Genomic DNA, 20,024 nt, shown 5'->3' on the forward strand with positions numbered 1-20,024 from the left:
CCCGGGGCCCGGCACCACACGCAGCAACGACACGAAAGCTCTCGCCTGTCATGACTGAGAAGACCACCGGGGCCAGCTACGCAGCCGCCGGCGTCGACATCGAAGCGGGCGACCGCGCCGTCGAGCTGATGAAGGAGTGGGTGAAGAAGACGCAGCGCCCCGAGGTCCTGGGCGGCCTCGGCGGCTTCGCCGGCCTCTTCGACGCCTCCGCCCTCAAGCGCTACGAGCGCCCCCTGCTGGCCTCGGCCACGGACGGCGTCGGCACCAAGGTGGACATCGCCCGCCAGATGGGCGTGTACGACACCATCGGCCACGACCTGGTCGCCATGGTCATGGACGACATCGTCGTCTGCGGCGCCGAGCCGCTCTTCATGACGGACTACATCTGCGTCGGCAAGGTCCACCCCGAGCGCGTCGCGGCCATCGTCAAGGGCATCGCCGAGGGCTGCGTCCTCGCCGGCTGCGCCCTGGTCGGCGGCGAGACCGCCGAGCACCCCGGCCTGCTCGGCCCGGACGACTTCGACGTCGCGGGCGCCGGCACCGGCGTGGTCGAGTACGACCGCCTCCTCGGCGCCGATCGCATCCGTACGGGGGACGCCGTCATCGCGATGGCTTCGTCCGGCCTTCACTCGAACGGGTACTCGCTCGTCCGGCACGTCCTCTTCGACCGCGCCGGGATGTCCCTCGACCAGCACGTCGAGGAGTTCGGCCGGACCCTCGGCGAGGAGCTGCTGGAGCCGACCAAGATCTACTCGCTGGACTGCCTGGCCCTCACCCGTACGGCCGAGGTCCACGCGTACTCGCACATCACCGGCGGCGGCCTCGCCGCGAACCTGGCCCGGGTCATCCCCGACCACCTGCACGCCACGGTCGACCGCTCGACCTGGACCCCGGGTGCGGTCTTCGACCTGGTCGGCAAGGCCGGGAACGTGGAGCGGCTGGAGCTGGAGAAGACCCTGAACATGGGCGTCGGCATGATGGCCGTGGTCCCGCAGGAGTCGGTGGACGTGGCCCTGACCGCCCTGGCCGACCGGGGCGTCGAGGCCTGGGTCGCCGGCGAGATCCTCGACCGGGGCGACCACACCGAGGGTGCGACCCTGACCGGCGACTACGCGGTCTGAGCAGCGCGGAAACCCGGTCCGGGGCAAGGCCCTGGACCGGGTTTCGACGTTCTTGAGCTGTCAGCCGGCAGGAGCCGGCCTGTGCAGATGCCCGAAGCAGAGGTGCTGCGCGTCAGGCCCCACGACGGTGCGCCGTCGGACCGGACTCGTCGTCCTCGTCCTCGTCGTCATCGTTGTAGAGATCCGCGTACTTGGCGTACGGGTCGTCGTCGTCCAGATCGTCATCGACTTCGACCGGCGCGCTGATCAGCGGCTCTGTCGGCGATGCGCCCAGCTCATTGGCCAGACGCGTCAGGTCGGTCCCGCCGCTGTTGTACTTCAGCTGGCGGGCGACCTTTGTCTGCTTGGCCTTGGCCCGGCCGCGCCCCATGGCTCGACCCCCTCGGTGACGGGGCTCGACGGCCCCAGAGTCTGACACGCGTTCATGGTTCGGAGCGGGCTCTCCGTGGAGAGACCGTCCGTAGGGGTTTAACGGTACCTGCTTCCGCGGCCATACGGTACGCCGCCCGCATGACGTGCCTCTCCACAGAACCAGCGGGACACCCCGTACTCGCTGGTCAGCTGCGATTTTAACGCTTTCCTGGCCGCCGACCCGCCGAAGCGCAGTGAGTTCCGTCTCGCCGCGCTCCGGCGGGTCCCCGGCCGGGGTCAGGCGGGCGTCTGCCCGGACCCCGGCGGGGCTATGCCTTGCGGGCCGCCGCGCGCGCGGCGAGGGCGTCGGCCATCCGCTGCTCGGCGATCCGGTCGGCCGCGGCGGCCGGCGGGATGCCGTCTTCCTTCGCACGTGCGAATATCGCCAGCGTGGTGTCGAAGATCTTCGAGGCCTTGGCCTTGCACCGGTCGAAGTCGAAGCCGTGCAGCTCGTCGGCGACCTGGATCACGCCGCCCGCGTTGACCACGTAGTCCGGGGCGTAGAGGATCCCGCGGTCCGCGAGGTCCTTCTCCACGCCCGGGTGGGCCAGCTGGTTGTTGGCCGCGCCGCACACGACCGAGGCCGTGAGCACCGGGACGGAGGCGTCGTTCAGGGCGCCGCCGAGCGCGCAGGGGGCGTAGATGTCCATGCCCTCGGTGCGGATCAGCGCCTCGGTGTCGGCGACGGCCGAGACCCTGCCGCCGGGGTGCTTGTCGAGGATCTCGCGCACGGACTCCTCGCGGACGTCCGTGATCACGACCTCGGCCCCGTCCTCCAGGAGGTGCTCCACCAGGTGGCGGCCGACCTTGCCGACGCCCGCGACGCCGACCTTGCGGCCGCGCAGGGTCGGGTCGCCCCACAGGTGCTGGGCGCTGGCGCGCATGCCCTGGAAGACGCCGAACGCGGTGAGCACCGAGGAGTCGCCGGCGCCGCCGTTCTCGGGGGAGCGGCCGGTGGCCCAGCGGGTCTCGCGGGCGACGACGTCCATGTCGGCGACGTACGTGCCGACGTCGCAGGCGGTGACGTAGCGGCCGCCGAGGGACTCCACGAAGCGGCCGTAGGCCAGCAGCAGTTCCTCGCTCTTCAGGACGGCCGGGTCGCCGATGATCACGGCCTTGCCGCCGCCGAGGTCGAGACCGGCGAGGGCGTTCTTGTACGACATGCCGCGCGAGAGGTTCAGCGCGTCCCGGACGGCCTCCTCGTCCGAGGCGTACGCGTGGAAGCGCGTGCCGCCGAGGGCGGGGCCCAGGGCGGTGGAGTGGATGGCGATGACGGCCTTGAGTCCGGTGGCCCGGTCCTGGCACAGCACGACTTGCTCGTGGCCGCCCTGCTCACTGCGGAACAGGGTGTGCAGGACGCCGTCGGTCATTTCGGTCACGGTGGTGACTCCCATGGAAGAGATGCGGCGGAAAGACGCCCGCCCTGCGGGTGGGGGAGGGCGCGCTGGGAGCAGAGTAAGACCTGCGGCGGGCGCTGGTGGCCGTTGTCCGGGGATCGGAACGCCCCGGGGTCCGGCGCGGGTGCCGCCCCGGTCGCCGGACGGCCTTTCCCGTCCGCGAGTTGGAGGTGAACCGGGGCGCCAAAGCGGGGAGGACGAGGGGGTGAGCGAATCCCCCGACCTCCGGCCGCCGTCGGCGCGGCCCGCGCCGATGGTCCCGTACGCGTCCTACCTGAGGATCTACGAGCCCCTGGCCTCCTTTCCGGAGCCCGAGCGCACCCACTGGGCGGCGTATGCCCGGCGCGGCCCCGCGCCGACCGCGCAGGACGAACTGCGGCGGTCCCTGTCCGACTTGGTCCGGGTCCCGGTGGTCGGCGTGCCCGTGCACGAGAGCGGGGACGCCTTCACCGCCGAGCTGGACGGGGTGCTGCTGGTGTGCCCGTGGCGGACGCGGCTGCGCGGGTGGCTGGCCCTGGAGGAGCTGGTGGCGAGCTTCCCGGCGCCGGTGCTGGACGCGGCGCTGCCGGCGTCGGCCCGGCGCAGGGCCGCCGCGGAGTACGAGGCCTGGCGCGAGCGGAACCCCGACGCGCGGCCGTGGATCCGGACCGGGGTGTGGCAGGTGCCGCTGCGCTGGTTCGTGCTGGTGGCGGACGAGGAGCGGGAGTACCTGCCGGGGGAGCGGCTGCGGTACCGGACGCCGATGGTGCAGGCGCGGCGCCGGCTCGCGCGGGGGCTGCGGACGCTGCGCGAGGCGGAGGACCGGGGGCGGCCGGGGTACGGGCCGCTGGCCGAGGGGCTGGCGGAGGTCGGGCGCTGGCTGGAGGAGTTCCACCCGAGGTCGATGGTCGAACTGGACTACGGCGGGCTGCTCCACACCCTCCCGGCTGACGCACTGGCCGAGGACCGGTCGGCCCGCGACCTCGCGGAGGGGATCGCGGCCCTCCGCGCGGGGGACGAGGAGGGTGCGGTGGCGGTGTACGGGGAACTGGCCCGGCGCTGGAGGACGGTGAGGGAGAGACTTTTCGCGAACTAGAGGCAGCCTTGACCCTTTCCGGAGGCGGGGTCTGCGTAGATCATGGACGTACCTGTTCGGAACCCGTTCGGACGCTACACGTATCGCCCGTATCGGTCATGATCGGCCGAATGGCCCACAAGTCGCAGATCAGGGGCTTGATCACGGTATTAGGGTCTTTGTTCCAGGACCTACGTCCCGATCCGGGCCATTGGCTCAAGCGTGACGGACCGCACTATCCACACCCTTGCGCCCATCCCCTATCCTCATGCCAAAATAGGACAAGGAGTCCGGGGAGGGTTCCTTCCGCCCAACTAAGGGCGGAATGCTCGGTATTGCACTCTATGGGGGGTCTGACGACTCCTGATCGCTCTGTGACTGATCGTCACAGTGGGGTGACTGTCCGTTATAGGGCGGTCCATCGGCTTCCGCCGCTGATGAACACCTCGGAGGGCAATTCCATCGGTTTGGCCGTCGAGGCTGGACGGATGGTGTAGTTGTAGTGCCGAGGACAAGCCGTTCGTCCTATAACCGACTCGGCCTGCGTATGTCCATTTCGGGCAACGTGGGCCAAGGTGCAGAATTTAGAGGAAAGAACCGAGATGGTTCGGTTCTCCCGAGGAGGCCGCTCATGACCGCTCGCACCCCTGATGCCGAGCCGCTGCTGACCCCGGCTGAGGTTGCCACCATGTTCCGCGTGGACCCGAAGACGGTTACCCGCTGGGCCAAGGCCGGCAAGCTCACGTCCATCCGCACCCTGGGTGGACACCGCCGTTACCGCGAGGCCGAGGTCCGCGCACTGCTCGCGGGAATTCCGCAGCAGCGCAGCGAGGCCTGAGGTCCCGCAGCACCACCGCTTTAAAGGGTGCGCATCGGATCCCCCAATCCGATGAACCCACACAGCTTCACACGGCAGGGCCTGCCCCAACAGGCACAGTCGTCGATCGCGCTGGACTCCGCCGGGTCCAGCGCGATTTTTTTGTCCCCGGAGGCGCCTGCCCGGGTAGGTGCCATTGCACATATTAAATCGAGCGGGCGTAGGGCTCCGATAAACGCGCGACTCCCGAAAACTCGTGTGGTGACTCCCGTCACACCTGATGGCTCTTGTACATCCGGCAATGCACCCCGTAAAGGGATGTCCCGCGCAGAGCGCCTCATGCGAATGGGGGATTTCTCCCCTCTGGGCGATGTGCACCCCGAGCCGCCGCAGTGGCCCTGGAAGGCCCGTGGGCGCGAGGGGTGGCCTTGGGGGTCCGGGAGGTCGGCCGGGGCCGCCTGAGGCGCCTCCAGCGGCGCTGTGAGCCCCGCGTGATCACGAGGTGGCGGAGCGCGTCCGCATGGCCGGGGGCTGCCGGAACCGACAACGCGTCAGGGCCCGTATCCCTTGCGGGATACGGGCCCTGACGTTTCTGCGATCCTGACGGGACTTGAACCCGCGACCTCCACCTTGACAGGGTGGCGAGCTAACCAACTGCTCCACAGGACCTGGCACGCGGCCGATCACTCGGCTGCGAGACAGAACTGTACAGCAGCCCGGGGGCGGGGTCGAACCAGGCCGCCCCGCGATCACGGAGCGAGGGCGTCCACCGCCTTCACGATGCGCTTGTCCGAGATCGGGTACGCCGTCCCCAGCGCGTGCGCGAAGTAGCTGACCCGCAGCTCCTCGATCATCCAGCGGATCTCGGTGACCGCCTCCGGCACGGGCCGCCCCTTCGGCAGCTGCTCCAGCAGCCACAGGTACTCGTCCCGCATCTCGTGGACCTTCTCCATGCGGGTGGTGTCGCGCTGGGCGCCCGTCGGCATCTGCTGGAGCCGCCGGTCGGCCGCCACCAGGTAGCGCATCAGGTCCGGCAGCCGCTTCAGCCCGGTCAGCGTCACGAAACCGGCCGGCACCAGGGCCGCCAGCTGCGCCTTCACGTCCGCGACGTTCGCCATCAGGGCCAGGCTGTTGGTGGCCTTCAGCCGCCGCTCGCAGGCCTGCCAGGCCGCCAGGACCTGCTGCACCTGCCCCACGGTCCGCACGGTGGTGTCCACCAGGTCGGCCCGCACCGCGTCGAACAGCCGGCGGAAGCCCGCCTCGTCCCAGGCCGGACCGCCGTGGTCGGCGATCAGCTTGTCGGTGGCCGCGGTCGCGCAGTCCTCGAACAGCGCTTGGATGGAGCCGTGCGGATTGCGGGAGAGGGCCAGCTTCTGCTGGTTGGTCAGCTTGTCCGAGGCGAACTTCGCCGGGTTCACCGGGATGTTGAGCAGGATCAGCCGCCGGGTGCCCAGCCACATCGCCTGCTGCTGCTCGGCCTCGGTGTCGAAGAGCCGCACCGCGACGCTCGTCCCTTCGTCCACCAGCGCCGGGTAGGCCTTCACCGGCTGCCCGGCCCGCCGGGTCTCGAAGACCTTCGCCAGGGAGCCGATCGTCCAGTCGGTCAGCCCGGAGCGCTCCACCGACTCCCCGCCCGCCCGTTCGGCGGTGGCGGCCGCGGCCTTGGACAGGGCCTGGCGGGCCTTCGGCTTCAGCTGGAGGCGCAGGGCCTCCAGGTCCTTGGCCTCGGCCAGCTTGCGCCGGCGCTCGTCAACGATCCGGAAGGTGATCTTCAAGTGGTCCGGGATCCGGGAGAGGTCGAAGTCCTCCGCCGAGACCGGCACCCCCACCATCCGCTGGAGCTCGCGCGCCAGCACCACCGGCAGCGGCTCCTGGAGCGACGGCGGCTTCTCCAGGAAGCGGGAGGCGTAGTTCGGCGCGGGCACGTAGTGCCGGCGGATCGGCTTGGGCAGCGAGCGGATCAGCTCGGTGACGACCTCCTCGCGCAGACCCGGGATCTGCCAGTCGAAGCCCTCCTCGGTGACCTGGTTCAGCACCTGGAGCGGGATGTGCACGGTCACACCGTCCGCGTCCGCACCCGGCTCGAACTGGTAGGTCACCCGGAACTTCAGCTGCCCCTGCCGCCAGGAGTCCGGATAGTCGGCCTTGGTGACCCCGGCCGCCTTCTCCGTCAGCAGCATCTCGCGCTCGAAGTCGAGGAGTTCGGGCTCCTCGCGCCGCTTGTGCTTCCACCAGGAGTCGAAGTGCGCCCCCGACACCACGTGCTCGGGGATCCGCTGGTCGTAGAAGTCGAACAGGGTCTCGTCGTCCACGACGATGTCGCGGCGCCGCGCCCGGTTCTCCAGCTCCTCGACCTCGGTCAGCAGCTTGCGGTTGTCGGCGTAGAACTTGTGGTGGGTGCGCCAGTCGCCCTCGACCAGGGCATTGCGGATGAACAGCTCGCGCGAGACCTCGGGATCGATCCGGCCGTAGTTGATCTTCCGCTGGGCGACGATCGGCACCCCGTACAGGGTGACCTTCTCGTACGCCATCACGGCCGCCTGGTCCTTCTCCCAGTGCGGCTCGCTGTACGTGCGCTTGATCAGGTGCTGCGCCAGGGGCTCCACCCACTCGGGCTCCACCTTGGCGTTGACCCGCGCCCACAGCCGGGAGGTCTCCACCAGCTCCGCCGACATCAGGAACTTCGGCTGCTTCTTGAACAGCGCCGACCCCGGGAAGACCGCGAACTTCGCGGACCGCGCGCCCAGGTACTCGTTCTTGTCGGTGTCCTTCAGACCGATGTGCGACAGCAGGCCGGCCAGCAGCGAGATGTGGATGTTCGTCTCTGCGGCGTCGGCCTCGTTGACGTGGATGCCCATCGTCTTCGCGACCGTGCGCAGCTGGGCGTAGATGTCCTGCCACTCCCGGATCCGCAGGAAGTTCAGGTACTCCTGCTTGCACATCCGGCGGAAGGAGGCCGAGCCGCGCTCCTTCTGCTGCTCGCGGACGTAGCGCCACATGTTCAGGAAGGAGAGGAAGTCGCTGGTCTCGTCCTTGAACCGGGCGTGGTTCTGGTCCGCCTGCGTCTGCTTGTCCGACGGGCGCTCGCGCGGGTCCTGGATCGAGAGGGCCGCCGCGATGACCATGACCTCGCGGACGCAGTTGTTCTTGTCCGCCTCGACGACCATGCGGGCCAGGCGCGGGTCCACCGGCAGCTGGGAGAGCTGCCGGCCCATCGGGGTGAGCCGCTTCTTGGGGTCCTTCTCCGCCGGGTCGAGCGCGCCGAGCTCCTGGAGCAGCTGGACGCCGTCGCGGATGTTGCGGTGGTCCGGCGGGTCGATGAAGGGGAACTTCTCGATCTCGCCGAGACCGGCCGCGGTCATCTGGAGGATGACGGAGGCCAGGTTCGTCCGCAGGATCTCGGCGTCCGTGAACTCCGGCCGGGCGTTGAAGTCGTCCTCGGAGTACAGCCGGATGCAGATGCCGTCGCTGGTACGGCCGCAGCGGCCCTTGCGCTGGTTGGCGCTGGCCTGGCTGATCCGCTCGATGGGCAGCCGCTGCACCTTGGTGCGGTGGCTGTAGCGGGAGATGCGGGCCGTGCCCGGGTCGATCACGTACTTGATGCCGGGGACCGTCAGGGAGGTCTCCGCGACGTTGGTCGCCAGGACGATCCGGCGGCCGGTGTGCTGCTGGAACACCCGGTGCTGCTCGGCGTGCGAGAGGCGGGCGTAGAGCGGCAGCACCTCGGTGAAGCGGAGCTTCTTCTTGATCAGGGCGTCGGCGGTGTCGCGGATCTCCCGCTCACCGGAGAGGAAGACCAGGATGTCGCCCGGGCCCTCGCCCTGGAGCTCGTCGACGGCGTCGCAGATCGCGGTGATCTGGTCACGGTCGCTCTCCTCGGACTCCTCCTCCAGCAGCGGCCGGTAGCGCACCTCCACCGGGTACGTACGGCCGCTGACCTCGACGATCGGGGCGTCGCCGAAGTGGCGGGAGAAGCGCTCCGGGTCGATGGTCGCGGAAGTGATCACGACCTTGAGGTCGGGGCGCTTGGGCAGCAGCTGGGCCAGGTAGCCGAGCAGGAAGTCGATGTTGAGGCTGCGCTCGTGGGCCTCGTCGATGATGATCGTGTCGTAGGCGCGCAGCTCGCGGTCCGTCTGGATCTCGGCGAGCAGGATGCCGTCCGTCATCAGCTTCACGAAGGTCGCGTCCGGGTTCACCTGGTCGGTGAAGCGGACCTTCCAGCCGACCGTCTGCCCGATCTCGGACCCCAGCTCCTCGGCGATGCGCTCCGCCACCGTGCGGGCGGCGATCCGGCGGGGCTGGGTGTGCCCGATCATCCCCCGGACGCCGCGCCCCAGCTCCATGCAGATCTTGGGGATCTGCGTGGTCTTCCCGGAGCCGGTCTCGCCCGCGACGATCACGACCTGGTGGTCGCGTATCGCCTCGGCGATCTCGTCCTTCTTCTGGCTGACGGGAAGGTTCTCGGGATACGTGACCTCCGGCATGCGCGAGGCGCGGCCGGCCAGTCGCGCGGCGGCCTTCTCGGCCTCCGCGGCGATCTCGTCGAGCACGGCCTGCCTGGCCTCGGGCTTGCGGATGCGGCGGGCGCCCTCGAGGCGGCGGCCGAGGCGGTGCGCGTCCCGGAGGGAGATCTCTCCGAGGAGCGTCTGCAGGGCGGCGAAGGAAGTAGACATACCTGCTCGAGGATGTCACCTGTGCCCGGCGGGTGGCGAACGCATTTGTGCCCCTCCCCGTACCATTTCGGGACGAGTCCCCCAGTTCGGCGAGTGAGAGGCAGCCCACCCTTGTCCTGCCGTCGCCGCACCCGCCCGCCGGCCGCCGCACTGTTCGCGCTGGTCATGGGCGTCCTGGCCCTGGTCCTGGCCCTGGCCGGGCCGGTACCGGGTACGGCGGACCGCCACCCCGCGCCACAGGCCGTCGGCGCCCGGGCGGGGGCCGCATCCGCCGCGGCCGCCCCGGCCCCGGCCCCGGCCCCGGCCCCGGCCGGGGCCGGACGGGCGGCCGCCCGCCCGGGTGACGGGCCGCGGGCCGTCCTCGCGGGCGCCGAGCCCGGGCGGGGGCCCGCCTGCGCGCCCGGTTCCGGCGGGGCCGGGACCGAACCCGCCCTGCCGGCCCGGGCCGGGCACGAGCACGGGTCCGTCCTCGTGGCACGGGCCGTGCCCGAGGGGGTGCGGCCGTACCGGGCCGCATGCGTACAGGTGCCCGTGCGCGGGCCCGGCCAGCGGGCGCCGGGGCCGGTGGAGCTGAACGTGATGCGGGTGTAGGGGAGCCGGTCCGCCGGTCCCCCGTACGTCCCGCTCTGGAGCACCCGTATGCCCACCTCCCGCACGTCCTCCCGCAAGCCCCTGCTGTACGCCGCCGGGGTCGCCGTCGCCGCTATCACCCTCGGCGTCGTCTCCTGGCAGGCCACCGCGCCCCAGGACAAGGAACACCGCCCGGCCGCCAGCGCCAGCGCCGGCGCCTCCGCGTCCGACACGCCCGACGCCGACACCGGCGCCTTCGACGAGCTGAAGGCGCTCGCCCGCCGCGAAGCCGGCGACAAGCTCGCCGTGGGCCGCACCGACGCGCCCGTCGTCCTGATCGAGTACTCCGACTTCAAGTGCGGCTACTGCGGAAAGTTCGCCCGGGACACCGAGCCCGAACTGGTGAAGAAGTACGTCGCGGACGGCACCCTGCGCATCGAGTGGCGCAACTTCCCGATCTTCGGCGCCGAGTCCGAGGCCGCCGCCAAGGCGGCCTGGGCCGCCGGGCAGCAGGACCGCTTCACCGCCTTCCACGCCGCCGCCTACGCCGAGGGCGCCAAGGCCAAGGGCTTCGGCGAGGACCGGCTGGTCGAGCTGGCCCGCGAGGCCGGCGTCCCCGACCTGGAGCGCTTCAAGGCCGACCTGGCCGGCGAGCAGGCCGCCGCCGCGCTGCGCCGCGACCGGGAGGAGGGCTACCGCATCGGCGTCCGGTCCACCCCCTCCTTCCTCGTCAACGGGCAGCCCCTCGCGGGCGCCCAGCCCCTCGACGCCTTCACCACGGCCATCGCCCGGGCCAAGGCGCAGGCGAAGGCCGGCCAGTGAGCGGCGGCATCGGGTACGCCGCCGCCCTCCTCGGCGGCCTCCTCGCCCTGCTCAGCCCGTGCAGCGCCCTGCTGCTGCCGGCCTTCTTCGCCTACTCCGTCGACTCCCGCTCCCGGCTCCTGGCCCGCACGGGGATCTTCTACGCGGGCCTCGCCACCACCCTCGTCCCGCTCGGGGCGGCCGGCTCGTTCGCGGGCCGGTTCTTCCACTCCCACCGCGACCAGCTCGTCCTGGCCGGCGGCTGGCTGATCATCGCCCTGGGCCTGGCACAGATCCTCGGCCTCGGCTTCGCCCCGAAGCGGCTCTCCGAGCTCTCGGGGCGGATCCGCCCGACCACCGCCCTGTCGGTGTACGCGCTCGGCGCGGTCTACGGGCTGGCCGGCTTCTGCGCGGGCCCGATCCTGGGCAGCGTGCTGACGGTGGCGGCGGTCAGCGGCAGCCCGGTCTACGGCGGCCTGCTGCTGGCGGTCTACGCCCTGGGCATGGCCGTACCGCTGTTCGTGCTGGCCCTGCTCTGGGAGCGCTTCGACCTGGGCCGGCGGCGCTGGCTGCGCGGCCGCGCCCTGCGCGTGGGGCGCCTGGAACTGCACACGACCTCGCTGCTGTCCGGGCTCTTCTTCATCGCCCTGGGCACCCTGTTCCTGGTCTACGACGGGGCGAGCGCGCTGCCGGGGCTGCTGGACGTGGACGACTCGTACGCGGTCGAGGAGAAGGTGGGCGCCGTCGCGGACGCGGTCCCGGACTGGGCGCTGCTCGGGCTGGTCGGCGCCGGGGCGGTGGCCTTCGGGCTGCTGCGCTGGCGGCGGGCGGCCCGTGCGGAAGAGGCGCAGGCGGAGGAAGAGGAGTGAAACGCGGAAGGCCCCGTCCGGAGACGGGGCCTTCCTTTTGTGGCTGGGGCCGGGGTCGAACCGGCGACCTATCGCTTTTCAGGCGATCGCTCGTACCAACTGAGCTACCCAGCCACGAGACTGTTTCCAGCCTCAGCGATCCTGACGGGACTTGAACCCGCGACCTCCACCTTGACAGGGTGGCGAGCTAACCAACTGCTCCACAGGACCTGGTGTGTGCAAGAGCAAGTCTTGCACATGGTGTTGCGTACCCCCAACGGGATTCGAACCCGTGCTACCGCCTTGAAAGGGCGGCGTCCTGGGCCACTAGACGATGAGGGCTAAAGGCCCGCCGGGCACTTTGCAGCGCGTCGGGGACGTGAGAAGCATATGGGATCGGAGGAGGTATCGCCAAAACGGATTCCGCCCGGCAGGGGGAACGGCCTGCGCGGGGGCGACAATGGCCGGGTGCTGGAGATGACGCGCGAGGAGTTCGAGGAGCTCGTCGCAGAGGCCCTGGACCGGATCCCGCCGGAGCTGACGCGGCTGATGGACAACGTGGCGGTCTTCGTCGAGGACGAGCCGCCGGCCGGCGACCCCGACCTGCTCGGCCTGTACGAGGGGACCCCGCTCACCGAGCGCGGCGAGTGGTACGCCGGGGTGCTCCCCGACCGCATCACGATCTACCGCAACCCCACCCTGCGGATGTGCGAGGACCGGGAGAGCGTGGTCGCCGAGACCGAGGTGACGGTGGTCCACGAGATCGCCCACCACTTCGGCATCGACGACGAACGCCTGCACGCGCTGGGGTACGGGTGACCCGGCCCCTGCCGGGGGCCGAGGCGGTCGATCCGGACGTCGACCTCCACGTCCCGGCCCAGCGCGCCGAGCCGCAGGGCCGCGTCATCGCGGCGGTGGCCGTCGGCGGGGCCCTGGGGGCGTGCGCCCGCTACGCGGTGGGGCTGCTGTGGCCGGCCGCGGCCGACGGGTTCCCGTGGGCGACCTTCTGGACCAACGTGGCCGGCTGCGCGCTGATCGGTGTGCTGATGGTGCTGATCAGCGAGGGCGGCCGGCGCTCCCCGCACCCGCTGCTGCGGCCCTTCGCGGGCGCCGGGGTGCTGGGCGGGTTCACCACCTTCTCGACCTACGCGATGGACTTCTCGCGGCTGCTGGACGCGGGCCGGGCCGGGCTCGCGCTGGCGTACGCCGGGCTGACCCTCGTCGGCGCGCTGGGCGCGGTGTGGGCGGCGGCGTCGCTGGCCCGGCTGGCGCTGCGGCGGCGGGGGGCCGGGTGAACTGGCTGCTGGTGGTGGCGGGCGCGGCCGTCGGGGCCCCGCTGCGGTACCTGGGCGACCGGTTCGTGCAGGCGCGGCACGACTCCGTCTTCCCGTGGGGGACCTTCGTGGTCAACGCGGGCGCCTGCCTGGTGCTGGGGGTGCTCGGCGGGGCGCTCCTGGCCGGCGCGGGGTCCTCGCGGACGTCGCTGCTGCTGGGGACGGGGCTGTGCGGGGCGCTGAGCACGTACTCGACGTTCTCGTACGAGACGCTGCGGCTGGCCGAGCGCGGCTGGAAGTTCCTGGCCGCGGCGAACGTGGCGGCGTCGGTGCTCGTCGGCCTGGGCGCCGTGACCCTGGGCTCGCAGGTGGCGCGGCAGCTGTTCGCCTGACCCGGCGGCGGCCCGTCCGGCTCGCCCGCACAAGGGGCGTGTCTCTTACGGGGTAAAGGGAGTTGGGCTCATTGACCCGCTCACCGCGGACCCCGCCCCGCGTTCCGGAGGTGCCCCCGTGCGCCCGTTGCCCGCTTCCCTGTCCACCACCCTCAGACTGGCCGTCTCCGCCCTCGCGGTCGCGGCGACCGCGGGCTGCATGAGCGTCGGCGAGGACGCCGCGAAACCGGGGCCGGCCGCCTCGGTGGGCGGCAAGGGCGCCGGCGGGGCGGGCGCGGCGGCGGGCGCCGGGCACGGCTCCGGGATCCACGGCAACGGGCACGGGGTGAAGGACGGCACGCCGCAGGACGGGAAGTCCGGTGAGCCGGGGAAGGCCTCCGGGGCGACCGGGGCCTCGCCCACCCCCGGCGCGCCCGCGGGCAAGCCGGGCCAGCCCTCGCCGTCGGCCGGTCCCGGGGGCGGGGCCGGCGGGCAGGGGGGCCAGGCGCCGTCCGGCGGCGGTTCGGGGTCGGGGTCCGGGTCCGGTGCGGGTGGTTCCGGGTCGGGGTCCGGTTCGGGGTCGGGCTCCGGTGGGTCCGGGTCCGGATCGGGGTCGGGTGGTGCGGGCGGGGCCGGTGAGGCCGGTGGGGCCGGCGGGTCGGGGTCGGGCGGTTCCGGGGGGTCCACCCCTCCCGGCGGAGGGGAGTCCACGCCCCCTGTGACGCAACCCACTCCGAGCCAGACGCCGCCGGCCTCACCCGGGCCGAGCGTGGCCTGAGAGCAGGGGCGCGGGGGTGTCGCGGGGGGTGTCGCGGGGGGATCGCACCCCGGCGTCGCGTCCCAGGTCGGAGGGGGTTCCGCAGGAACGACTTGCCAGACCCCCGGGAGGGTGCGTATGGTTATAGATCGTTTGATCCCATTGCCCGGCGCCGAATCCGAAGAGCGCCGTGTGGCGCGTACTCTCCCTAGCCGTGGCTGACCGCATTGAGGCGGTCGATTTGCGATTCACGGAGTTTGGGCGCGTGCCGAGACTCCGGAAGGTTTCGCATTTCGCATGTCCATTTCCAGTTCTGACCGTTCCGTCCTGCCCGAGAACGACTCCACCGAGATCGTCGACGCCGTTGAGGCCCTTGTCGTGACCGAGGCCATGGAGGCCGCGGAGGCGAACGAGATCATCGAGGCGCTCGAGGCCGATGTGACGGCCGACGCCGCCGACTCCGACGAGGACGCCGCCGACGCCGAGCCCACGGTCACCTTCGCGGACCTCGGTCTGCCCGAGGGCGTCGTGCGCAAGCTCGCGCAGAACGGCGTCACCACCCCGTTCCCGATCCAGGCCGCGACCATCCCGGACGCCCTGGCCGGCAAGGACATCCTCGGCCGCGGCCGCACCGGCTCCGGCAAGACCCTCTCCTTCGGTCTGCCGACCCTGGCCCGCCTGGCCGACGGCCACACGGAGAAGAAGAAGCCCCGCGCCGTCATCCTCACCCCGACCCGCGAGCTCGCGATGCAGGTCGCGGACGCCCTCCAGCCCTACGGCGACGTCCTCGGCCTGAAGATGAAGGTCGTCTGCGGCGGTACCTCCATGGGCAACCAGATCTACGCCCTGGAGCGCGGTGTCGACGTCCTCGTCGCCACCCCCGGCCGTCTGCGCGACATCATCAACCGCGGCGCCTGCTCCCTGGAGAGCGTCGAGGTCGCCGTCCTCGACGAGGCCGACCAGATGTCCGACCTGGGCTTCCTGCCCGAGGTCACCGAGCTGCTCGACCAGGTCCCGGCCGGCGGCCAGCGCATGCTCTTCTCCGCCACGATGGAGAACGAGATCGGCACCCTGGTCAAGCGCTACCTGTCGAACCCGGTCAGCCACGAGGTCGACAGCGCCCAGGGCAACGTCACGACCATGACCCACCACGTCCTCGTCGTGAAGCCGAAGGACAAGGCCCCGGTCACGGCCGCCATCGCCGCCCGCAAGGGCCGCACCATCATCTTCGTCCGCACCCAGCTGGGCGCCGACCGCATCGCCGAGCAGCTCGTCGAGTCCGGCGTGAAGGCCGACGCGCTGCACGGCGGCATGACGCAGGGCGCCCGTACCCGCGTCCTCGCCGACTTCAAGGACGGCTACGTCAACGCGCTCGTCGCCACCGACGTCGCCGCCCGCGGCATCCACGTCGACGGCATCGACCTGGTCCTCAACGTGGACCCGGCCGGCGACCACAAGGACTACCTGCACCGCTCGGGCCGTACCGCCCGCGCCGGCAAGTCGGGCGTCGTGGTCTCCCTGGCCCTGCCGCACCAGCGCCGCCAGATCTTCCGCCTGATGGAGGACGCGGGCGTCGACGCCTCGCGCCACATCGTCGGCGGGGCCGGCGCCTTCGACCCGGAGGTCGCCGAGATCACCGGTGCGCGCTCGCTCACCGAGGTCCAGGCCGACTCGGCGAACAACGCCGCCAAGCAGGCCGAGCGCGAGGTCGCCGACCTCACCAAGCAGCTGGAGCGCGCGACGCGTCGCGCCGCCGAGCTGCGTGAGGAGGCGGACCGCCTCGTCGCCCGCTCCGCCCGCGAGCGCGGTGAGGACCCGGAGGCCGCCGTCGCCGAGGTCGTCGAGGCCGCCGAGGCCGAGCTGGCCGCCGCCGTGGCCGAGCAGGCCGCGCAGGCCGCCGCCCAGGAGCAGCGCTTCGAGCGCCGCGACGACCGGGGCAACTTCGAGCGCCGCGACAACCGCCGCGACGACCGGGGTGACCGTGGTGGCGACCGCGGCGACCGTGGTGGCGACCGTGGCGGCTTCCGTCGCGATGACCGTCCGTCGGGTGGGTTCCGTCGTGACGACCGTCCGTCGGGTGGCTTCCGCCGTGACGACCGTCCCTCGGGTGGCTTCAACCGTGACGACCGTGGTGGCGACCGTGGCGGCTTCCGTCGCGATGACCGTCCGTCGGGTGGGTTCCGTCGTGACGACCGTCCGTCGGGTGGCTTCCGTCGCGATGACCGTCCCTCGGGTGGCTTCAACCGTGACGACCGTGGTGGCGACCGTGGCGGCTTCCGCCGCGATGACCGTCCGTCGGGTGGGTTCCGTCGCGATGACCGTCCGTCGGGTGGCTTCCGTCGCGATGACCGTCCCTCGGGTGGCTTCAACCGCGATGACCGTGGTGGCGACCGTGGCGGCTTCCGCCGTGACGACCGTCCCTCGGGTGGCTTCAACCGTGACGACCGTGGTGGCGACCGTGGCGGCTTCCGCCGTGACGACCGCCCCTCGGGCGGGTTCCGCCGCGACGACCGTCCGTCCGGCAACGGCTCCTTCGGCGCCCGCCGCGACGACAAGCCCCGCTGGAAGCGCAACGGCTGACGCCTGAGCAACCCCTGACGAGGAATCGGCCCCCACAGCACCCCGGTGCGGTGGGGGCCGAGCCCTTTTCCGGCCGCTTCCGCCCCACCCGCACCCCGTGGCGGGAAACCGCCGGGGCCACACCCGGCGATACCCGATCGGCCAGCAGCCTCTCTGCGGCTATGCTCTGGGGTGAGCACATGGAGGGCCATTAGCTCAATTGGCAGAGCAGCGGACTTTTAATCCGTTGGTTGTCGGTTCGAGTCCGACATGGCCTACAGCTCGCAGGCGGGGGGCACCCCCTCTGACCTGGCGCTGAGCGCCCCTTCTGGTTTCGGCCAGAGGGGGCGCTCAGTCGTTTCCCGGCCCGTGCGTGAGCGATGCGTGAGCGGACGGCACGTCATTCCCGCCACCGCCGCCGTGGGTGAGCGTGGCCGAGACGTGGCGTAGATCACGAAGGGGGACCCAGCCGGGGGCCGGCGTCCACACCATGACCGGGATGGCTTCTCACCAGTGATGCGCCACCGCTCCCTGCGGGCGTCAGGCGACGACCTTGCCTGCCGCTGGATCGCCGTACGCCACGCCGCCGACCACATCCACATCCTCGCCACCACCGTTCGCGAGGACGGCCGCCGCCCCAAGCGCCACGACGGCGCCATTCGCGTCGGCGACGCATGCCGACACATCGAGAAGGCTGCGGACTGCGCCGCCTGAAGAAGGGCGACCGCACAGGGACCCGCGCCCCACCCCGGCCGAGACGCACAAGGCCGAACGCCTCGGCCGGGAGCAGAGCCCGGCGGGAAGGGCACAGCCCGCCAACCGGCCCGCGTCCTGATCACCGGCCTCCAGCACACCAGTCGACGCAGCCCCTGCCCTGTCTTATGCCCACGGTGGGCCGCCGTGTTCGGTCAGGAGCGAATCCCTGGCCTTGTGGGCAGTAGCCGTGTTTAGCTCTTCTCACCGGAAAGGCCGGGGCCAATAAACCCCTCTGATCCGGAAATTATTGGATAGAGAGGTGATTTCACATGCTGAAGTACTCCAAGCCGGCCGCCAAGACGGTCTCGCAGGGCACCATCCTGCGCATCAACACCTGATTCTGTTCAGGTTAGTTGAAGGTGTGCATGCCCCTTGAGGGGCATGCACACCTTACCGGTGTTATCTGACGTCGGGTGTACGTGAATGTGAAGGAATGGATATGTGCGGTCTCGCGGGCATCGCCCGGCTTGATGGGCAGAATCTTGGGCCGGGAACCGATTCCCTGCTGAACGAACTGGCCGACATGATGCACCACCGGGGTCCGGACGACCGCGAGTTGCTGCGCCGTGGGCCCGTTGGTCTGGCTTTCACCCGGCTATCGCTCGTGAATCCCGCGGACGGCAGCCAGCCGTTGGTGAGCGACGACGGAAACCTTGTGCTGATCGCCAATGGCGAGGTCTACAACCACAAGGAACTCGCCGCCTCACTTCCTTCCGACGTCAAGCTCAAGACCGGCTCGGACTGCGAGGTCCTGCTCTACCTCTACCGCCGCCACGGCCTGGATTTCCTCCGTGATGTACGCGGCATGTTCGCCGTCATTTTGTGGGACCGGGCCAAGGGCCAGCTGATCCTCGCCCGCGACCGGTTCGGCATCAAGCCCCTTTACTACCACCGCAACCAGGAGCGGATCGTTCTTTCCTCGGAGATCAAGGGGCTGTTCGCCGACCCGGCAACCCCCCGTCGATTCCTCTGGGAAGAAGCGCTCACCAACCCGACGATGGCCGCCGCACCGCGGTTCACCGCGCCCCGGATGTCCACGTGGTTCGAGGGCGTGGAGAGCGTGCCGGCGGCGACGATCCTCCGCGTCGATCTCCAGGACGGCCGCACGACAGAGCACCGGTACTGGGAACTGCCCGCGGAGCGCGACGACGCGGCCGACGCGGAGTCGCTCGTGGAGCGCTACGGCGAACTGCTCCGGGAGTCCGTCCGGGAATGCGCCACCGCGGACACCGAGCTCGGCCTCTTCCTCTCCGGCGGGATCGACTCGGCGAGCGTCCTCGCGATGGCCCTCTCCGAGGTCGAAGAGGTACACACCTTCACCGCCCTGTCCGGGGGTACGCGCCTCAACGGAGACGCCGAGCACGCCCACTGGCTGGCCCGCGAACTGGGCGTCCACAACCACCAGGTCGTCTTCGCCGCCGACCACGTGCCCACTCCCGAGGAATGGACACGCCTGCTCTGGCTGACCGAGACCCCCATGACCGGTCCGGAAATCTATTACAAGCACGAGCTGCACCGGTTCGCCCGGACCGAGCGCCCGGAGCTGCGGGGCATGCTCCTGGGCTCCGCCAGCGACGAGTTCAACGGCGGATACTCGGACGACGTCGGCGGGAACTGGGACAAGTTCCTGGCCAACTTGAAGGGCATGGACCGGGAAACCCGGCTCGATCAGCAGCCGGAGCTGCGGCCCTGGTCGTCCGGCGGCATGTCGCTGCTCTCGGACGCAATGCTGGGCGACCTCCAAGGGCGGGGGACGACAGACGTCTACCGCGCCTACATCGAGTCCGAGTACCGCAAGGTCCAGCAGTACAACGTATGGCACGAGGACCGGACCGCCGCCGGCAGCGGTATCGAGGCACGCGTTCCGTTCCTCGACCACCGCCTCGTCGAGCTGAGCGCCGGCATCCCGGAGCGCCTGCGTCCGCAGCTCCTGTGGGACAAGCGCATCCTGCGCGACTCGGTGAAGTTCCTCCTCCCTCAGAGGATCGCCGAACGGACCAAGGGCCCGTTCTTCTACGGCCCCGGAACCCACTACGCCTACCGCATGCTCGTGAACCTGATGCGGAGCAACAACCAGGAACTCGTCGAGCGGGCCCTCTCGGCTCCCGGAGCGGACGCCTATCTCGACGCGGACGCCGTCAGACGGCAGCTGGCCCACTTCGGCAGTGGTGACACCGACTCCGCGTCCGTCGAGCTCCTCATGCGCGTGGTCAACATGGGACTGCTCTCGGAGCTGGTAGAACAGCCCCCGATCCTTGAGAAGATGTCCGCCGGCGCTCCGCGGACCGCTCTGCCGAGCGGACAGGACCCGATCGCCGCGACGGAGGAGCTGTTCGCTCCCGCTCGTGAGTACGACCTCGACCAGATCACCGCACTGGCCGAGGAAGCTCTCCTGCTGTCGGACGAACAGGGGAACTGGTACCTGACGGGCCAGGGGCAGATCGAGTTCGTCCTGGAGGACGGGACTGCGATCCTCGCCGTCCTGCGCCTCATGGACGGCCGGTCCACCCTGGCCACGGCCCTCAGCCAAGCCGGTGTGGCCTTCGACGATGTCCGCGCGGAGCTGGACGCCCTCTTCGAGCAGCGCCTCCTCTCCACCACCGGCTGAAGGCGGC

14 protein-coding genes, 5 tRNA genes and 1 pseudogene are annotated in these 20,024 nt (G+C 71.0%); 13 read left to right on the top strand and 7 right to left on the bottom strand.

Annotated elements, in window-relative coordinates; all coding sequences use genetic code 11:
- Positions 1-50: 50 nt before the first annotated feature.
- Positions 51-1,121: a phosphoribosylformylglycinamidine cyclo-ligase gene (gene purM / locus BX286_RS19610; RefSeq protein WP_079428906.1), complete on the top strand. Its 1,071-nt coding sequence runs from the start codon at positions 51-53 to the stop codon at positions 1,119-1,121.
- A gap of 112 nt (positions 1,122-1,233) precedes the next feature.
- Here the strand turns inward: purM and BX286_RS19615 are convergent, their stop codons facing one another.
- Both BX286_RS19615 and BX286_RS19620 read right to left on the bottom strand, forming a co-directional pair.
- A complete protein-coding gene (locus BX286_RS19615) occupies positions 1,234-1,491 on the bottom strand; it encodes a DUF3073 domain-containing protein (RefSeq protein WP_079428907.1) in 258 nt (85 codons plus the stop codon).
- Positions 1,492-1,801: 310 nt separating this feature from the next.
- On the bottom strand, positions 1,802-2,911 hold the full coding sequence (locus tag BX286_RS19620) for a Glu/Leu/Phe/Val dehydrogenase dimerization domain-containing protein (protein ID WP_100863252.1): 1,110 nt from the start codon (positions 2,909-2,911) through the stop codon (positions 1,802-1,804).
- Between the two features lie 271 nt (positions 2,912-3,182).
- Here BX286_RS19620 and BX286_RS19625 point away from each other — a divergent pair, with 271 nt between their 5' ends.
- Together BX286_RS19625 and bldC are read left to right on the top strand one after the other, a co-directional pair.
- Positions 3,183-4,004, top strand: a complete 822-nt coding sequence (locus BX286_RS19625; RefSeq protein WP_121017691.1) for a hypothetical protein — start codon at positions 3,183-3,185, stop codon at positions 4,002-4,004.
- A gap of 610 nt (positions 4,005-4,614) precedes the next feature.
- Positions 4,615-4,821, top strand: coding sequence for a developmental transcriptional regulator BldC (gene bldC, locus BX286_RS19630; RefSeq protein ID WP_003949541.1), 207 nt, complete (start codon positions 4,615-4,617; stop codon positions 4,819-4,821).
- Between the two features lie 574 nt (positions 4,822-5,395).
- On the opposite strand, the gene BX286_RS19635 is transcribed toward bldC, so the two are convergent.
- Positions 5,396-5,469: transfer RNA gene (locus tag BX286_RS19635), tRNA-Asp, on the bottom strand.
- 80 nt (positions 5,470-5,549) lie between these two features.
- The gene (gene hrpA, locus BX286_RS19640) at positions 5,550-9,473 is read right to left on the bottom strand and encodes an ATP-dependent RNA helicase HrpA (RefSeq protein WP_121015652.1); all 3,924 of its coding nucleotides are present in this window, start codon (positions 9,471-9,473) and stop codon (positions 5,550-5,552) included.
- Positions 9,474-9,584: 111 nt separating this feature from the next.
- On the opposite strand from hrpA, the gene BX286_RS19645 reads away from it, so the two are divergent.
- From BX286_RS19645 to BX286_RS19655, 3 genes are read left to right on the top strand one after another with little or no spacing between them, the layout of a single operon-like run.
- Positions 9,585-10,064 carry a hypothetical protein gene (locus BX286_RS19645; RefSeq protein ID WP_121015654.1) on the top strand — a complete coding sequence of 160 codons (480 nt, stop codon included), beginning with the start codon at positions 9,585-9,587 and terminating at the stop codon, positions 10,062-10,064.
- Positions 10,065-10,112: 48 nt separating this feature from the next.
- The gene (locus tag BX286_RS19650; RefSeq protein ID WP_079428910.1) at positions 10,113-10,865 is read left to right on the top strand and encodes a thioredoxin domain-containing protein; all 753 of its coding nucleotides are present in this window, start codon (positions 10,113-10,115) and stop codon (positions 10,863-10,865) included.
- Entirely contained in the window at positions 10,862-11,713 is an 852-nt protein-coding gene (locus BX286_RS19655) for a cytochrome c biogenesis CcdA family protein (protein WP_079428911.1), read from the top strand. Before BX286_RS19650 ends, BX286_RS19655 begins: the two co-directional genes overlap by 4 nt.
- Positions 11,714-11,753: 40 nt before the next feature.
- Here BX286_RS19655 and BX286_RS19660 read toward each other — a convergent pair.
- From BX286_RS19660 to BX286_RS19670, 3 genes are all read right to left on the bottom strand, one after another.
- Positions 11,754-11,827: transfer RNA gene (locus tag BX286_RS19660), tRNA-Phe, on the bottom strand.
- 22 nt (positions 11,828-11,849) lie between these two features.
- Positions 11,850-11,923: transfer RNA gene (locus tag BX286_RS19665), tRNA-Asp, on the bottom strand.
- Between the two features lie 38 nt (positions 11,924-11,961).
- Positions 11,962-12,034, bottom strand: a tRNA-Glu gene (locus tag BX286_RS19670).
- Between the two features lie 126 nt (positions 12,035-12,160).
- Between BX286_RS19670 and BX286_RS19675 the strand changes: the two genes are divergently transcribed.
- The 7 genes and pseudogenes from BX286_RS19675 (at position 12,161) to asnB (ending at position 20,017) form a co-directional block, all read left to right on the top strand.
- A complete protein-coding gene (locus tag BX286_RS19675) occupies positions 12,161-12,511 on the top strand; it encodes a metallopeptidase family protein (RefSeq protein ID WP_045946535.1) in 351 nt (116 codons plus the stop codon).
- Positions 12,508-12,987: a CrcB family protein gene (locus BX286_RS19680; protein ID WP_121015655.1), complete on the top strand. Its 480-nt coding sequence runs from the start codon at positions 12,508-12,510 to the stop codon at positions 12,985-12,987. Before BX286_RS19675 ends, BX286_RS19680 begins: the two co-directional genes overlap by 4 nt.
- Positions 12,984-13,358 (top strand): CrcB family protein, encoded by a 375-nt coding sequence (locus tag BX286_RS19685; protein WP_079431845.1) that lies wholly within the window; start codon positions 12,984-12,986, stop codon positions 13,356-13,358. Before BX286_RS19680 ends, BX286_RS19685 begins: the two co-directional genes overlap by 4 nt.
- Positions 13,359-14,391: 1,033 nt before the next feature.
- Positions 14,392-16,674 carry a DEAD/DEAH box helicase gene (locus tag BX286_RS19695; protein ID WP_100863249.1) on the top strand — a complete coding sequence of 761 codons (2,283 nt, stop codon included), beginning with the start codon at positions 14,392-14,394 and terminating at the stop codon, positions 16,672-16,674.
- A gap of 184 nt (positions 16,675-16,858) precedes the next feature.
- A tRNA-Lys gene (locus BX286_RS19700) sits at positions 16,859-16,931 on the top strand.
- A 262-nt stretch (positions 16,932-17,193) separates the two neighbouring features.
- Positions 17,194-17,446, top strand: a pseudogene (locus tag BX286_RS19705) (mobilization protein); the annotation flags it as partial.
- 402 nt (positions 17,447-17,848) lie between these two features.
- Complete coding sequence (asnB, locus tag BX286_RS19710) at positions 17,849-20,017, top strand: asparagine synthase (glutamine-hydrolyzing) (protein WP_187344164.1); 2,169 nt, start codon at positions 17,849-17,851, stop codon at positions 20,015-20,017.
- Positions 20,018-20,024 lie beyond the last annotated feature (7 nt).

It is taken from the genome of Streptomyces sp. 3211.6, from assembly GCF_003634815.1.
Taxonomy (GTDB): Bacteria; Actinomycetota; Actinomycetes; order Streptomycetales; family Streptomycetaceae; genus Streptomyces; species Streptomyces katrae_A.

What these genes read in the sequence shown, in the direction of transcription:
- hrpA (WP_121015652.1), bottom strand. Translation starts at nt 9,473, where the DNA reads ATGTCTACTTCCTTCGCCGCCCTGCAGACGCTCCTCGGAGAGATCTCC.
- BX286_RS19650 (WP_079428910.1), top strand. Translation starts at nt 10,113, where the DNA reads ATGCCCACCTCCCGCACGTCCTCCCGCAAGCCCCTGCTGTACGCCGCC.
- purM (WP_079428906.1), top strand. Translation starts at nt 51, where the DNA reads ATGACTGAGAAGACCACCGGGGCCAGCTACGCAGCCGCCGGCGTCGAC.
- bldC (WP_003949541.1), top strand. Translation starts at nt 4,615, where the DNA reads ATGACCGCTCGCACCCCTGATGCCGAGCCGCTGCTGACCCCGGCTGAG.
- asnB (WP_187344164.1), top strand. Translation starts at nt 17,849, where the DNA reads ATGTGCGGTCTCGCGGGCATCGCCCGGCTTGATGGGCAGAATCTTGGG.
- BX286_RS19695 (WP_100863249.1), top strand. Translation starts at nt 14,392, where the DNA reads ATGTCCATTTCCAGTTCTGACCGTTCCGTCCTGCCCGAGAACGACTCC.
- BX286_RS19625 (WP_121017691.1), top strand. Translation starts at nt 3,183, where the DNA reads ATGGTCCCGTACGCGTCCTACCTGAGGATCTACGAGCCCCTGGCCTCC.
- BX286_RS19615 (WP_079428907.1), bottom strand. Translation starts at nt 1,491, where the DNA reads ATGGGGCGCGGCCGGGCCAAGGCCAAGCAGACAAAGGTCGCCCGCCAG.